Origin of the sequence: Microbacterium sp. NPDC056736 (assembly GCF_042790415.1) — a bacterium.
Taxonomy (GTDB): domain Bacteria; phylum Actinomycetota; class Actinomycetes; order Actinomycetales; family Microbacteriaceae; genus Microbacterium.
In genome coordinates this window covers 544,447-558,200 of sequence record NZ_JBHTZE010000002.1, presented here as the reverse complement: position 1 = coordinate 558,200, position 13,754 = coordinate 544,447, and the positions used below count along the sequence as shown (strand labels likewise).

Annotated in this window: 15 protein-coding genes and 2 tRNA genes; 10 read left to right on the top strand and 7 right to left on the bottom strand. The window is 71.4% G+C overall.

Annotated elements, in window-relative coordinates:
* Positions 1–5 precede the first annotated feature (5 nt).
* The 3 genes from mnmA to ACFRAL_RS07175 are packed head-to-tail and all read left to right on the top strand — an operon-like array spanning position 6 to position 3,818.
* Positions 6–1,103: a tRNA 2-thiouridine(34) synthase MnmA gene (gene mnmA, locus ACFRAL_RS07185; protein WP_336396961.1), complete on the top strand. Its 1,098-nt coding sequence runs from the start codon at positions 6–8 to the stop codon at positions 1,101–1,103.
* Positions 1,104–1,160: 57 nt separating this feature from the next.
* Positions 1,161–3,494: an NAD-dependent DNA ligase LigA gene (gene ligA / locus ACFRAL_RS07180; RefSeq protein ID WP_378881188.1), complete on the top strand. Its 2,334-nt coding sequence runs from the start codon at positions 1,161–1,163 to the stop codon at positions 3,492–3,494.
* 15 nt (positions 3,495–3,509) lie between these two features.
* Positions 3,510–3,818: a YciI family protein gene (locus ACFRAL_RS07175; protein WP_378881185.1), complete on the top strand. Its 309-nt coding sequence runs from the start codon at positions 3,510–3,512 to the stop codon at positions 3,816–3,818.
* Between the two features lie 38 nt (positions 3,819–3,856).
* Here the strand turns inward: ACFRAL_RS07175 and ACFRAL_RS07170 are convergent, their stop codons facing one another.
* Complete coding sequence (locus tag ACFRAL_RS07170) at positions 3,857–5,557, bottom strand: long-chain-fatty-acid--CoA ligase (protein ID WP_378881182.1); 1,701 nt, start codon at positions 5,555–5,557, stop codon at positions 3,857–3,859.
* Between the two features lie 60 nt (positions 5,558–5,617).
* On the opposite strand from ACFRAL_RS07170, the gene gatC reads away from it, so the two are divergent.
* The 6 genes from gatC (at position 5,618) to ACFRAL_RS07140 (ending at position 11,301) form a co-directional block, all read left to right on the top strand.
* The gene (gene gatC, locus ACFRAL_RS07165) at positions 5,618–5,917 is read left to right on the top strand and encodes an Asp-tRNA(Asn)/Glu-tRNA(Gln) amidotransferase subunit GatC (protein WP_336396965.1); all 300 of its coding nucleotides are present in this window, start codon (positions 5,618–5,620) and stop codon (positions 5,915–5,917) included.
* 9 nt (positions 5,918–5,926) lie between these two features.
* Complete coding sequence (gene gatA / locus ACFRAL_RS07160; RefSeq protein WP_378881178.1) at positions 5,927–7,447, top strand: Asp-tRNA(Asn)/Glu-tRNA(Gln) amidotransferase subunit GatA; 1,521 nt, start codon at positions 5,927–5,929, stop codon at positions 7,445–7,447.
* On the top strand, positions 7,447–8,970 hold the full coding sequence (gene gatB / locus ACFRAL_RS07155) for an Asp-tRNA(Asn)/Glu-tRNA(Gln) amidotransferase subunit GatB (RefSeq protein ID WP_378881175.1): 1,524 nt from the start codon (positions 7,447–7,449) through the stop codon (positions 8,968–8,970). Before gatA ends, gatB begins: the two co-directional genes overlap by 1 nt.
* Before the next feature lie 97 nt (positions 8,971–9,067).
* Entirely contained in the window at positions 9,068–10,330 is a 1,263-nt protein-coding gene (locus tag ACFRAL_RS07150) for a DNA polymerase IV (protein ID WP_378881172.1), read from the top strand.
* 82 nt (positions 10,331–10,412) lie between these two features.
* The gene (locus ACFRAL_RS07145) at positions 10,413–10,733 is read left to right on the top strand and encodes a hypothetical protein (RefSeq protein ID WP_336396969.1); all 321 of its coding nucleotides are present in this window, start codon (positions 10,413–10,415) and stop codon (positions 10,731–10,733) included.
* Positions 10,708–11,301, top strand: a complete 594-nt coding sequence (locus ACFRAL_RS07140; RefSeq protein WP_378881169.1) for a hypothetical protein — start codon at positions 10,708–10,710, stop codon at positions 11,299–11,301. The genes ACFRAL_RS07145 and ACFRAL_RS07140 overlap by 26 nt, the downstream gene beginning before the upstream one ends.
* A 9-nt stretch (positions 11,302–11,310) precedes the next feature.
* Here ACFRAL_RS07140 and ACFRAL_RS07135 read toward each other — a convergent pair whose 3' ends face one another.
* From ACFRAL_RS07135 to ACFRAL_RS07110, 6 genes are all read right to left on the bottom strand, one after another.
* Positions 11,311–11,805 (bottom strand): DUF2017 family protein, encoded by a 495-nt coding sequence (locus tag ACFRAL_RS07135; protein ID WP_378881166.1) that lies wholly within the window; start codon positions 11,803–11,805, stop codon positions 11,311–11,313.
* Positions 11,802–12,110, bottom strand: coding sequence for an ATP-dependent Clp protease adapter ClpS (gene clpS / locus ACFRAL_RS07130; protein WP_378881163.1), 309 nt, complete (start codon positions 12,108–12,110; stop codon positions 11,802–11,804). The genes ACFRAL_RS07135 and clpS overlap by 4 nt, the downstream gene beginning before the upstream one ends.
* Positions 12,101–12,451 (bottom strand): metallopeptidase family protein, encoded by a 351-nt coding sequence (locus ACFRAL_RS07125; RefSeq protein ID WP_336396972.1) that lies wholly within the window; start codon positions 12,449–12,451, stop codon positions 12,101–12,103. The genes clpS and ACFRAL_RS07125 overlap by 10 nt, the downstream gene beginning before the upstream one ends.
* A 55-nt stretch (positions 12,452–12,506) precedes the next feature.
* Positions 12,507–12,582 (bottom strand) — tRNA-His (locus ACFRAL_RS07120).
* Positions 12,583–12,619: 37 nt separating this feature from the next.
* Positions 12,620–13,246, bottom strand: a complete 627-nt coding sequence (gene orn / locus ACFRAL_RS07115) for an oligoribonuclease (RefSeq protein ID WP_336396973.1) — start codon at positions 13,244–13,246, stop codon at positions 12,620–12,622.
* A 77-nt stretch (positions 13,247–13,323) separates the two neighbouring features.
* A tRNA-Arg gene (locus ACFRAL_RS07110) sits at positions 13,324–13,396 on the bottom strand.
* A 107-nt stretch (positions 13,397–13,503) separates the two neighbouring features.
* Here ACFRAL_RS07110 and ACFRAL_RS07105 point away from each other — a divergent pair.
* Positions 13,504–13,716 carry a methyltransferase gene (locus tag ACFRAL_RS07105; protein WP_378881159.1) on the top strand — a complete coding sequence of 71 codons (213 nt, stop codon included), beginning with the start codon at positions 13,504–13,506 and terminating at the stop codon, positions 13,714–13,716.
* The last annotated feature ends 38 nt before the right edge of the window (positions 13,717–13,754 follow it).

The following is a 13,754-nucleotide window of genomic DNA, read 5'->3' as shown; positions in this document are numbered from 1 at the left end:
GACGCATGCGAATCCTTGCGGCCATGAGCGGTGGCGTCGATTCCGCCGTCGCGGCCGCGCGCGCCGTGGACGCGGGTCACGACGTCGTCGGCGTGCACCTCGCGCTGTCCCGCGCCGGCGGCACGCTGCGCACCGGCAGCCGCGGGTGCTGCACGATCGAGGACGCGATGGACGCGCGACGCGCGGCCGACCGGCTCGGGATCCCCTTCTACGTCTGGGACTTCTCGGAGCGCTTCCGCGACGACGTCATCGACGACTTCGTCGCCGAGTACCGCGCCGGGCGCACCCCCAATCCGTGCATGCGCTGCAACGAGAAGATCAAGTTCGCCGCGCTGCTCGAGCGTGCGCTCGAGCTGGGCTTCGACGCCGTCTGCACGGGCCACTACGCCACGCTCGTCGAGGGACCGGGCGGACGGGAGCTGCACCGCGCGTCGGATGCCGCGAAGGACCAGTCGTACGTGCTCGGCGTGCTCACTGCCGAGCAGCTCGCGCACACGTACTTCCCGCTCGGCGCGACGCCCTCCAAGGCGGTCGTACGCGCCGAGGCGGAGTCCAGGGGGCTCACGGTCGCGCACAAGCCCGACAGCCACGACATCTGCTTCATTCCCGACGGCGACACGCGCGGCTGGCTGGCGGAGAAGGTGGGCGCCGAGCGCGGCGACATCGTCGACCGGACAGGCACCGTGGTCGGCGCGCACGACGGTGCGCACGCCTTCACGGTGGGCCAGCGCCGCGGCCTTCAGCTCGGCATGCCCGCGCCTGACGGCAAGCCCCGCTTCGTGCTGGAGGTCCGACCCGTCACCAACACGGTCGTGGTCGGTCCGAAGGAGGCCCTGGCGACCGCCGAGATCGCCGGAGAGCGCTACACCTGGGCAGGGCGCGCGCCCGGGACCGGCGCGTTCGCGTGCGATGTGCAGATCCGTGCGCACGCCGACCCCGTGCCGGCCGCCGCCGTTCTCCGCGAGGGCGTGCTGACCGTCGTGCCGACGACCCCGTTCGACGGCGTCGCGCCCGGCCAGACGGCCGTGCTCTACGACGGAACCCGCGTCATCGGGCAGTTCACGATCGACCGAACCGTGTCGGCCGTCCCCGTGGGCGCCTGAGCGGCGGAAGATCCGCAAGCACCTCGTGCTGTCGGACCCCACTCCTAGACTGACGGGGTGACGGATGCCGTACTTCCCGCAGACGCCGGTCTCGAGGCCGCGCGAGCCGAAGCCCAGGAACTGACGGATCGCATCCTCGACGCGCGGGACGCGTACTACGGCCGCAACGCCGAGATCGTCGACGACGCGACGTACGACGCCTGGATGCGGCGCCTCGAAGAGATCGAGCACATGCACCCCGAGCTGCAGGGGCAGGACTCGCCCACGCAGACGGTGGGCGCGGCCGAGAGCTCGATGTTCGCCCCGGTCGAGCACGCGGAGCGCATGCTGAGCCTCGACAACGTCTTCAGTCCCGACGAGCTGCACGACTGGTGCGTCAAGACCGAAGCGGCCGCCGGGCGCAGGGTGCGGTGGCTCACCGAGCTCAAGATCGACGGGCTCGCCATCAGCCTCCGGTACGAGCGCGGAGTGCTCACCTCCGCCGCCACCCGCGGCGACGGCCGGATCGGCGAGGACGTCACGATGAACGCGGCGCGTGTCGCCGGCATCCCGCACCGCCTTGCCGGCACCGGGCACCCCGACCTCGTGGAGGTCCGCGGCGAGGTGTTCATCCCCGTTGCCGCCTTCGAGCGGCTCAACGCGCTGCAGGCCGAGATGCGCGATCGCGCCGTCGGCGAGACGCGCGCCCGAAGCCGGGCTTTCGACGAGGCCAAGGCGCGCATCAGCGCGGAGCGTCGCTTCCCCTCGTTCGCCAATCCCCGCAACGCCGCCTCCGGCGGGCTCCGCCAGCAGCTCGACAAGAAGGACGGCCTCGAGCGCGAGGCCCGTCAGGCGAGGCTGGACTCCCTGCGCCTCTTCGTCCACGGCATCGGCGCGTGGAGCGACCCGCCGGTCGGCTCGCAGAGCGAGACGTACGCCCTCCTGGCCGCGTGGGGCCTGCCCGCGAGCCCGTACTTCCGCACCGCCGACGACGTCGACGGGGTGCTCGACTTCGTCGCCCACTACGGTGAGCACCGCCACGACGTGGAGCACGAGATCGACGGGGTCGTGGTCAAGGTCGACGAGCTCGCGCTGCATGACGAGCTGGGCGCGACGAGCCGTGCGCCCCGCTGGGCGATCGCGTACAAGTACCCGCCCGAGCAGGTGAACACGAAGCTGCTCGACATCGTCGTGTCGGTGGGGCGCACCGGGCGCGCCACCCCGTTCGCGGTCATGGCGCCCGCACGCGTCGCCGGATCCGTGGTGCGACAGGCGACGCTGCACAATCAGGACGTGGTGCGCGCCAAGGGCGTGCTCATCGGCGACACCGTCGTGCTGCGCAAGGCCGGCGACGTCATCCCCGAGGTCCTCGGCCCCGTCGTCGAGCTGCGCGACGGCTCCGAGCGCGAGTTCGTGATGCCCGCCCACTGCCCGGAGTGCGGATCGCCGCTCGCGCCGGCCAAGGAGGGCGACATCGATCTGCGGTGCCCCAACACCCGCGCCTGCCCGGCGCAGGTGCGGGGCCGGGTCGAGCACATCGGCTCGCGCGGCGCCCTCGACATCGAGGCGCTGGGCGAGGTGACCGCGGCGGCCCTCACGCAGCCCTCGGTGCCCGAGGAGCCCCCGCTCGACACCGAGGCGAGCCTGTTCGACCTCACCCTCGATCAGCTCGTGCCGATCGAGGTCGTGGTGCGCGACGCCGAGACGGGCGAGCCCCGCATCGACGAGAAGACCGGCGAGCTCGTGCGGCGGGCGCCGTTCCGCCGCAACCCCTCGGCGGCCGAGAAGAAGGCGGGCCTGACCGGCCCGCAGCCCTCGGCGCAGGCCCTGACCCTGCTCGATCAGCTCGAGCGGGCGAAGACCAAGGAGCTCTGGCGATTCCTCGTCGCACTGAACATCCGGCACGTCGGTCCCGTCGCCGCGCGCGCTCTCGCCCAGTGGTTCGGCTCGGTGGCGGCCATCCGCGCGGCGTCGCGCGATGAGCTCGCGGGGGTCGAGGGCGTCGGCGGCATCATCGCCGACTCGCTGAGCGACTGGTTCGCCGTGGATTGGCATCGCGAGATCGTGGAGCGCTGGGAAGCAGCGGGCGCGCGGCTGGCCACGCCCGGTCACCCCGGGCCCGGCGGCGCGGTGGCCGGCGGCGGGGTGCTCGACGGTCTCACCGTGGTCGCCACCGGCTCACTGGAGGGGTACACGCGTGAGGGAGCGCAGGAGGCCATCATCCAGGCCGGCGGGAAGGCCGCCTCCAGCGTGTCGAAGAAGACCGACTTCGTCGCGGCGGGTCCCGGCGCAGGCTCCAAGCTGGCCAAGGCCGAGGAGCTCGGCATCCGGATCCTCGACGCCGCGCAGTTCCACGTGCTCGTCACCCAGGGGCCCGAGGCGCTGGAGCCGCTCGCCCCGGATGCCGGATGAGGGCATGATGGCGCCATGGCCCAGTGGCTCTACCGCATCGTGCCCTCCCGACCGGAGATGGTCGCCGACGCGACCGACGACGAGCAGCGCATCGTCGCGGACCACTTCGCGTATCTGGTCGACCTGCGCGACCGCGGCATCCTGATCCTCGCCGGGCGCACGCAGGAGGACGAGGGGACGTTCGGCGTCACGATCTTCGAGGCCGACGACGAGCAGGCCGCCCGGGCGGTCATGGCTGCCGACCCAGGGATCTCGGGGGGAGTGTTCCTTGCGACGCTCCACCCCTATCGCGTCGCAGTGGCGCGGGACGGCCTCGCCGGCTGACGGCGGATCTGGGGGCGACGGAGACCGACCCCTGCTGATCAGGAGCCGCTGTTGAGTGCCAGCAGGCGTTCGCGCACCTGACGGCGGAGGACCTTGCCGATCAGCGACTTCGGCAGCTCATCGACCACGAAGACGCGGCGCGGCACCTTGTAGGGCGTGAGGATGCCGCGGGCGAACTCGCGCACGGCGTCCACGTCGACCTCCTGACCGGGCGCGGCCACCACCGCCGCGACGACCTCCTCGCCGGAGTGGTCGCTGGGAAGGCCCACGACGGCGGCATCCTCGATCTGCGGGTGCTGCCGCAGCGCGTTCTCCACCTCGGTCGGGGCGACGTTGAACCCGCCGGTGATGATGAGCTCCTTGATGCGGTCCACGATGCGCACGAATCCGGCGTCGTCGATGGTGACGATGTCGCCGGTGCGGAACCAGCCGTCGGCGAAGACGGCCTCGGTCTCCTCCGGCTTGCCGTAGTAGCCGCTGAAGACCTGCGGGCCGCGGACGACGAGCTCGCCCCGCTCGCCTGCGGGGACGTCGGCCGTCGGGTCATCCGGGTCCACGACCCGGCACTCGGTGCCGGGCAGCGGAAGGCCGACGGTCCCCGGCACGCGGTTCTCGGCGACGGGGTTCGCCATGAGCACGGGCGAGCACTCGCTGAGACCGTAGCCTTCGACGAGATAGCCGCCGGATGCCTCCTCGAACGGGACCACGAGCTCATGCGGCAGCGCCATCGCCCCCGAGATCGCGACCTGCGTGCCCGCGAGCGAGACGCCCTTCTCGCGCGCCGCCGCGAGCAGGCGGTCCGCGATGGGCGGCACCAGCGGGAGGAACGTCGCGGGATGCTTCTTCGTGACCTCGAGCACCATGTCGGGGTCGAAGCGCGGGAACAGCACGAGACGCGCGCCCATGGACATCGCGAAGGTCAGGCACAGCGTGAGCCCGTACGCGTGGAACATCGGCAGGACCGCGTAGACGACGCATCCGTCGCCCCGCACGATCGACGGCACCCACGCCTGGGCCTGCGCCGCGTTGGACAGGAGGTTCCGATGGGTCAGCGCCGCGCCCTTGGGTGCGCCCGTCGTGCCGCTGGTGTACTGGATCAGGGCGAGGTCGTCGGTGCCCGGGCGCGGGTGCGATGCGGGCAGCGGCGACGCGCCCACGACCTGCGCCCACGGCACGGTGCCCGAGACGCGCTCGGCGAGCGCCCCCCGCGCCTCGCGGGCCTTGGCTATGGGAAGCGTCAGGGCGACGCGCATGCGCAGCGGCATCGCCTTGACGACGTCCACCGAGATCAGGTTCGACACAGCGACGTCGGCGGGGAACTCCTGCACGGTCTTGACGACCTTGGTCCACACGATGGCGTGCTTGGCGCCGTGGTCCTCGAACTGCTTGCGCAGCTCGCGCGGCGTGTAGAGCGGATTGTGCTCGACGACGACGGCCCCGAGTCGCAGGATCGCGTAGAAGGCGACGATGTGCTGGGGGCAGTTGGGCAGCACGATCGCGACCGGGTCTCCGGCCTTCACGCCGAGGTCGCGCAGCCCCGCGGCCGCGCGCTCGATCTGCTCGTGGAGGGAGCGGTACGACGTCTCGCGACCGAAGAACTGCAGGGCCGCGGCATCCGGATAGTCCCGCGCCGACGCGTCGACGATGTCCACGAGCGATCCGGTCACGGGAGCGAGGTCCTCCGGAACCCCCTCCGCATAGCTGGCGATCCAGGGGCGAGGCGGGTCGTACGTCGTCACGCGCTCAGCCTACGCCGCACGCGCCACGGGCCGGGGGTGCGGCCCCGGTAGGCTGTGGGGGTGTCTGAAATCACCCCCGATCTCGTGCGCCATCTCGGTGTGCTCGCCCGGATCCAGCTCAGCGACGAGGAGGTCGGGCGCCTGACAGGGCAGCTCGACGCGATCGTCGACAACATCGCCAAGGTCTCCGAGGTCGCCACCCCCGACGTCCCCGCCACCAGCCACCCGATCGCGCTGCAGAACGTGTTCCGCTCGGACGTTGCCGGTGAGCAGCTGACCCGCGCGCAGGTGCTCCAGAACGCACCGGATGCCGCCGACGGCCGCTTCCGCGTCACCGCGATCCTCGGCGAAGAGCAGTAAGGGGCCCCCGTGACCGATCTCACGAAGCTGAGCGCCGCCGCGCTCGCAGACAAGCTCACCGCCGGCGAGGTCTCCAGCGTCGAGGCGACGCAGGCCCACCTCGACCGCATCGCCGCGGTGGATGCCGACATCCACGCCTTCCTGCACGTCAACGCGCGCGCGCTCGACGTCGCCGCCGACGTCGACCGCCGTCGCGCCTCCGGCGAGGAGCTCGGCCCGCTCGCGGGCGTGCCGCTCGCGATCAAGGACGTGCTGGTCACGACCGACATGCCCTCCACCAGCGGATCGAAAATCCTCGAGGGGTACATGTCGCCGTACGACGCCACCGTCGTCGCACGGTCCCGCGCCGCCGGACTCGTCCCGCTCGGCAAGACGAACATGGACGAGTTCGCCATGGGGTCCTCGACCGAGCACTCGGCGTATGGACCGACCCGCAATCCGTGGGACCTCGACCGCATCCCCGGCGGCTCCGGCGGTGGCTCGGCCGCGGCTGTCGCCGCCTTCGAGGCGCCGCTCGCGCTCGGCTCCGACACGGGCGGATCGATCCGTCAGCCGGCGCACGTCACGGGGACGGTGGGGATCAAGCCCACCTACGGGGGCGTGAGCCGGTACGGTGCCATCGCCCTCGCCTCGAGCCTGGACCAGGTCGGTCCCGTCACCCGCACGGTGCTCGACGCCGGACTCCTTCATGACGTGATCGGCGGCCACGACCCGCACGACTCCACCTCGCTCGCGCACGAGTGGCCGTCGTTCGCCGCGGCCGCGCGGGAAGGCGCGAGCGGCGACGTCCTCAAGGGACTCAAGGTCGGCGTCATCCGGGAGTTGCCCGACAGTGGCTTCCAGGCCGGCGTCTCGGAGTCCTTCCGGTCCGCGCTGGCGGCGATGGAGGCGCAGGGCGCCGAGATCGTCGACATCAGCGCACCGCACTTCGAGTACGGGGTCGCCGCGTACTACCTGATCCTCCCGGCCGAGGCGTCCAGCAACCTCGCCAAGTTCGACTCGGTGCGCTTCGGGCTCCGCGTCGACGTGCCGGGCGGCACGGTCGAGGATGTCATGGCCGCGACCCGCGACGCCGGCTTCGGCGACGAGGTGAAGCGTCGCGTCATCCTCGGCACCTACGCCCTCTCCGCGGGGTACTACGACGCGTACTACGGATCGGCGCAGAAGGTGCGGACCCTCATCCAGGGCGACTTCGCCGAGGCGTTCTCGCAGGTCGACGTCATCGCCACGCCGTCCGCTCCGACCACCGCCTTCAAGCTCGGCGAGAAGATCGACGACCCGCTGCAGATGTACCTCAACGACGTCACCACCATCCCCGCCAACCTCGCCGGCGTCCCGGGCATCTCGATCCCGTCCGGCCTGGCCCCCGAGGACGGCCTGCCGGTCGGCATCCAGTTCCTGGCCCCCGCCTACGAGGACGCGCGCCTGTACCGCGTCGGCGCGGCGCTGGAGGCCCTGCTCGTCGACTCATGGGGCGGTCAGCTCCTCGACAGGGCGCCCGCGCTCGGTGTGAACGGAGGAGCCCGCTGATGGCGAAGGACAAGCTGATGGACTTCGACAAGGCGCTCGAACTCTTCGAGCCGGTGCTCGGATTCGAGGTGCACGTCGAGCTCAACACCGAGACCAAGATGTTCTCCGGCGCGGCGAACCCGGCGAACTCCGCCAACCACGGCGCCGAGCCGAACACGCTCGTGGCGCCGGTGGACATGGGCCTGCCCGGCTCGCTCCCTGTCGTGAACGAGACTGCGGTGCGGTACTCGATCAGCCTGGGTCTCGCGCTCGGCTGCTCGATCGCACCGTCCAGCCGGTTCGCGCGGAAGAACTACTTCTACCCCGACCTCGGCAAGAACTACCAGATCTCCCAGTACGACGAGCCGATCGCGTTCGAGGGGCAGGTCGAGATCGAGCTGGCCGACGGCACGGTCGTCGAGGTGCCCATCGAACGGGCGCACATGGAGGAGGATGCCGGCAAGCTGACGCACGTCGGCGGCGCCACCGGTCGCATTCAGGGCGCGGAGTACTCGCTCGTGGACTACAACCGCGCCGGCGTCCCGCTCGTCGAGATCGTCACCAAGCCGATCTTCGGCGCCGAGCACCGCGCGCCGGAGGTGGCGAAGGCGTACGTGCAGACGATCCGCGACATCGTGATCGGCCTGGGCATCTCGGAGGCGCGGATGGAGCGCGGCAACCTGCGGTGCGACGCGAACGTGTCGCTGCGGCCCCGTGGCCAGGAGAAGCTCGGCACCCGCACCGAGACGAAGAACGTCAACTCCATGCGCTCGGTCGAGCGCGCGGTGCGCTACGAGATCCAGCGGCAGGCGGCGATCCTCGCGGCCGGCGGAACGATCACGCAGGAGACCCGCCACTGGCACGAGGACACCGGCACGACCTCGCCTGGTCGGCCCAAGTCGGATGCCGACGACTACCGGTACTTCCCGGAGCCGGACCTGCTCCCGGTCGCCCCGGCACCCGAGCTCATCGAGCAGCTCCGCGCGGCGCTGCCCGAACCGCCGGCCGCCCGTCGCCGGCGTCTGAAGGGGGAGTGGGGCTTCAACGACATCGACTTCCAGGGTGTCGTGAACGCCGGGCTCCTGGCCGAGGTCGAGGCGACCGTGGCGGCCGGTGCGTCGCCTGCTGCCGCCCGCAAATGGTGGATGAGCGAGATCAGCCGTATCGCGAACGCGGAGAACCGCGAGCCCGCCGAGCTCGTCACCCCCGCCCAGGTCGCCGCCCTGCAGGCGCTGGTGGACGCGGGCACACTCACCGACAAGCTCGCCCGCCAGGTGCTCGAGGGCGTCATCGCCGGTGAGGGCTCGCCGCAGGAGGTCGTCGACAAGCGCGGACTCGCGGTCGTCTCGGACGACGGCGCGCTCATCGCCGCCATCGACGACGCACTGGCCGCACAGCCCGACGTGCTGGAGAAGATCCGCGACGGCAAGGTGCAGGCCGCCGGCGCCGTGATCGGCGCCGTGATGAAGGCCATGAAGGGGCAGGCGGATGCCGCGCGCGTGCGTGAGCTGATCCTGGAACGCGCGGCCGCCACCGGCGCCTGAGCGCCGCGCCGCAGCACGCCGGCTGCGCCCGCGGCCGGTGTCTGCGGCGCACCCACGCTCCGGCGTGCGGTGCCGCGATTGCTGGAAGAATCGACGCATGGGTCGTGGCGACGGGAGCGGCAGAGTCGTCTCTGCGGATGGTGCCGACGACTCCGGCACCGGCATCCTGCACGTCGACATGGACGCGTTCTACGCCTCCGTCGAGCAGCTCGACGACCCGTCGCTGATCGGCAAGGCGATCATCGTCGGGGCGCCCGACGGCAGATCCGTCGTCTCGAGCGCATCGTACGAGGCGCGACGCTTCGGTGTGCGCTCGGCCATGCCGGTCGGCCAGGCGCTCCGGCTGTGCCCGACCGCCGTCGTGGTGCGGCCTCACTTCGAGCGGTACCTCGCGGTGTCGTCTCAGGTCATGCGGATCTTCCGCGACATCACGCCGCTCGTCGAGCCGCTGTCGATCGACGAGGCCTTCCTGGACGTGCGCGGGGCGCGTCGGCTGTGGGGGAGTCCGGGGCACATCGCCCTCATGCTGCGGCAGCGCGTGCGGGACGAGACGGGGCTCACGTGCAGCGTCGGCGTCGCCGCGACCAAGCACGTCGCGAAGATGGCCTCGACGCTGAGCAAGCCCGACGGGATGCTGATCGTCGCGGCGGCGGACACCGAGGCGTTCCTCGCCCCGCGGTCGGTGCGGGCGCTGTGGGGCGTGGGCCCCAAGGCCTCGGAAGCGCTCGAAGGCCGCGGCATCCGCACCATCGCAGACGTGCTCGATGCGCCTCGCGAGGTCCTCGACCGCGCGCTCGGGCCCGCGATGGGCGACCGCGTCTGGCATCTCGCCCGCGGGATCGATGCCCGGGAGGTCGACACCGAGCGGGTGGAGAAGAGCGTCGGCCACGAAGAGACCTTCGACCAGGACATCGGCGACGCCGTCGTGCTGCGGTCGGAGCTGCGGCGGCTCGCGGATCGTGTGGGCGCGCGCCTGCGGGCGAACGGGTGGGAGGCGTCGACCGTGGCGATCAAGGTCCGGTTCTCGGACTTCACGACGATCTCGCGGTCGCAGACCCTCGCGGAGCCCACGGCCGTCGGTCAGCGGATCGGGGATGCCGCGCACGAGCTGTTCGGGTCGGTGGAACGCGCGCTTCCGGTGCGGCTCATCGGCGTGCGCGCCGAGAGGCTCCGTCCCGCCGGGGTGGCGGCGCCCACGCTGTGGGACGACGACGAGGGCTGGCGGCGCATCGAGGACGCCCTGGACGGGGCGACGGCGAAGTTCGGCCGCGGAGCCGTCACGCGCGCGACGCTGCTGGGCTCGCGGGGCGGCGGATCCGTGCCGACGAGCCCTCCGGCGCCGCGTTTCGACCACGGCTGACACGAGGCCGACTCGGCAGCGTGACGCACCGGCCTTGCGGTGATGACTGTGCCTGCGGGCCCGCGCCCGCTAGCGTGGAGCCATGCCCAACATCGCACTCGAACTCGGCAGGCAGTCCGCGTCCTTCGGCGTGAAGAGCGCCTACGGCGAGCAGCAGGACGTCGACGGCGTCCGCCTGATCCCGGTGGCACTGACGTGGTCCGGCTTCGGCGGCGGATCCGACGAGGCGGGCAACGGCGGCGGCGGCGGTGGCGGGTGGGCCATCCCGGTCGGCGCATACATCCGTCGAGGCGACGACGTGCGGTTCGAGCCGAACCTCGTCGCGCTGGTGGCCGTCGCGGTCCCGTTCGTGTTCTTCGCCGGTCGCGCGCTCAGCCGTGTCATCCGCGCCCTCAAGAAGTAGCTCGGACGCGGTCGGCTCCTCCCTGGCTCTCGCTGTCGCGCGCATCACGGCGGCGGTCGCCGACGTGGCGGCATCCAATCCGGTCGTGCTCATCGACGGCCGCAGCGGTGCGGGGAAGTCCTCGCTGGCTCGCGCCCTCGTCGCACGGTGGCCGCTCCGCGGACGCGTGCAGCTCGTCGCGCTCGACTCGATCTACCCAGGATGGAACGGGCTGGAGGAGGGCGCGGAACTCGCCCGTCAGCTGATCCTCACGCCGCATGCGCGCGGCGTCATCGGCGTGTGGCAGCGGTGGGACTGGACCGCGGGCGAGCCGGCTGAAGCGCACGCCGTGGACCCCTCGCTGCCGCTGATCGTCGAAGGAGCGGGACTGCTGACCCCGGCCAGCGCGAAGCTCGGTGACGTGCGCGTCTGGCTCGAGTCGCCCGCGCCATCGCGGCGGCAGCGGGCGCTGGATCGCGACGGCGAGACCTTCCGCCCGCACTGGGAAGGGTGGGCCCGCCAGGAGCAGCGGCACATCACGCGGAACGAACCGATGCGGCTCGCGACGCACGTCTTCGACGTGCCGTGACGCAAACGGTCAGTCGTGCGGGTCGAGCGCGCCGACCAGTCCGTCCAGCCGGTAGCCCAGCCAGTCGTAGATGCCGAAGCGCGGATCGGCGGAATCATGGTCATCGGCCTCGGCGACGCCCAGCCGGGTGGCGAGCACAAGCCTCACCGCAGCCAGCGTGCGCAGCCAGGCTTGGGCGGCGGCCGGATCGAGCCGGATCTCCGTCTCTTCCAGGAGCGCCGGGTCCTCGGGGTCGTCGGGGATCTGCGAGGCCTCGCCGAGCGAGGCCAGCACGACGGCGGCATCGGCACTGCGGCGGTCCAGCAGATCGGACTGCGTGAGCGCGCGGAACTCCCGTGCGGCCTCCTCGTCGTCCGAGTACGCGGACGGCACCAGTCGCGCGATCGCCGGATCGCCGTCGTCGGGTCCCGACTCGCGGAGCAGGTCCGCGAACTGGCCGACCAGGCCCGAGAGGTGCGCCGCCTCCAGGCGGGTGATCTGCATCACGACCGTCCGCGCGCTCACAGCGGAGCCCGTCGAACGGTGGCCCACAGCCCGTAGTCGTGCATCGCCTGTGCGTGCAGCTCCATCTGCTCGCGGGCGCCCTGCGAGACGACGGCATGACCCTCGTGGTGGACGGCGAGCATGAGGCGCTCCGCCTCGGCGCGGGCGAGGCCGAAGTACTCGCGGAACACGTGGGTGACGTAGCTCATCAGATTCACCGGGTCATCCCACACCACCGTCTGCCACGGCGCATCGGGATCGACGCGTGTGGCCTGGTCGGTGTCCTCCCAGGTGCCGGGCGTCGTCAGCGCCGTCATCATGCCCACCCGAGTTCGTGGAGGCGGTCGTCGTCGATGCCGTAGAAGTGCGCGATCTCGTGGACCAGCGTGGTGTGGACCTCGCTGCGCAGCTCCTCGTCGCTCTCGCACGCCGCCAGATGAGGTTCGCGGTACACGATGATGCGGTCGGGCAGCTCTCCGACGCCGTAGCGCTCGCGCTCGGTGAGCGCCCAGCCGTCGTACAGCCCGAGCAGGTCGAGGCTGCCGTCCTCGGGGCGGTCCTCGACCACGAACACGACGTTGTCGAGCCCCTCCACCATGTCGTCGGGGAGGAGGTCCAATTCGTCGATCACGAGCTGCTCGAAGGTCGCCGCATCCATCTCCATCATGATGCCCCGCTCCGACGCGAATGGGGCGCGATTCGCGCGCCCCATTCGAAGGAATTGGGGTGAGTAACGGGACTCGAACCCGCGACATCCGGCACCACAAGCCAGCGCTCTACCAACTGAGCTATACCCACCATGTCTCCCGCCTGCGCGGGCAACCAGAAGATTCTCTCACACCTCTGGGGCAAACGACGACACGGCGGCGGCGGCCGCCGCGCGGGCTCCGTCGCTGGTCGGGCCGGGCTCGGGAACGAACACCGCCTGGCGGTAGTACGCGAGCTCGCGGACGGACTCGAGGATGTCGGCGAGCGCCCGGTGGCCGCCCTCTTTCGCCGGCGCATGGATGTACGCGCGGGGGTACCACCGGCGGGCGAGCTCCTTGATGCTGGACACGTCGACGTTGCGGTAGTGCAGCCACCGGTCGACGCGCGGCATGTACTTCGCCAGGAACATGCGGTCGGTGCCGATGGTGTTGCCTGCGAGGGGCGCCTTGCCCTCGAGCGGCACGAAGCGCTGGATGTACTCGAGGACCTGGAACTCGGCGTCCGCGAGGCTCACCCCGTGCGGGATCTCATCGAGCAGGCCGGACGTACGGTGCATGTTCGTGACGAACTCGTTCATGTTCGCCATCGCGGAGTCGTCGGGCTTGATCACGACGGCGAAGCCCGGGTCGAGTGGTCGCAGCTCGAAGTCCGTCACGACGACGGCGATCTCGACGAGCTCATCGACACCGAGATCGAGCCCCGTCATCTCGCAGTCGATCCACACCAGACGGTCGTTCTCGGATGCCCCCACCATGTGCTCCATCCTTGTGCAAGGTCCAGACATCCCACGGGCCTGGACGCGAGTCCCGGCTCCCACGCCGAGACCCCGTGCCCCTCCGGGAGGATTCGAACCCCCGACCTTGCGGGTAGAAGCCGCTCGCTCTGTCCCCTGAGCTACGGAGGGAAAGGTCCTGCCCAGACTACTAGGTGGCGCCACGCCCTCGCCGACGCTGGCGCTGGGACGCCGCCCGGCGTAGCGTCAGGGGCGGAGGCATCGAAAGGAGTTCACCGATGAGCACCACGGAGACGCACCACCCCCTCTGGGTCGCCTACGGCGCGTCCGGCGTCGCCGGAAGCATCCGGAAGGACGACGACGGCTACACCGTCACGATGGCCGGCGCAGACGCCCCCGCGGGCACCTATCCGTCGATGGAGATCGCCAAGAGCGCTCTCCACGCGAGGATGGCGCCGGGCAGCGAATGGCCGATGTTCCGGGAGCACTGAGGCAGGCGCCCACGCACCGGGTCGTCGTACCGCCGGGC

What these genes read in the sequence shown, in the direction of transcription:
- ACFRAL_RS07145 (WP_336396969.1), top strand. Translation starts at nt 10,413, where the DNA reads ATGCCCAACATCGCACTCGAACTCGGCAGGCAGTCCGCGTCCTTCGGC.
- ACFRAL_RS07150 (WP_378881172.1), top strand. Translation starts at nt 9,068, where the DNA reads ATGGGTCGTGGCGACGGGAGCGGCAGAGTCGTCTCTGCGGATGGTGCC.
- ACFRAL_RS07125 (WP_336396972.1), bottom strand. Translation starts at nt 12,451, where the DNA reads ATGATGGAGATGGATGCGGCGACCTTCGAGCAGCTCGTGATCGACGAA.
- orn (WP_336396973.1), bottom strand. Translation starts at nt 13,246, where the DNA reads ATGGTGGGGGCATCCGAGAACGACCGTCTGGTGTGGATCGACTGCGAG.
- ACFRAL_RS07175 (WP_378881185.1), top strand. Translation starts at nt 3,510, where the DNA reads ATGGCCCAGTGGCTCTACCGCATCGTGCCCTCCCGACCGGAGATGGTC.
- ACFRAL_RS07105 (WP_378881159.1), top strand. Translation starts at nt 13,504, where the DNA reads ATGAGCACCACGGAGACGCACCACCCCCTCTGGGTCGCCTACGGCGCG.
- mnmA (WP_336396961.1), top strand. Translation starts at nt 6, where the DNA reads ATGCGAATCCTTGCGGCCATGAGCGGTGGCGTCGATTCCGCCGTCGCG.
- gatB (WP_378881175.1), top strand. Translation starts at nt 7,447, where the DNA reads ATGGCGAAGGACAAGCTGATGGACTTCGACAAGGCGCTCGAACTCTTC.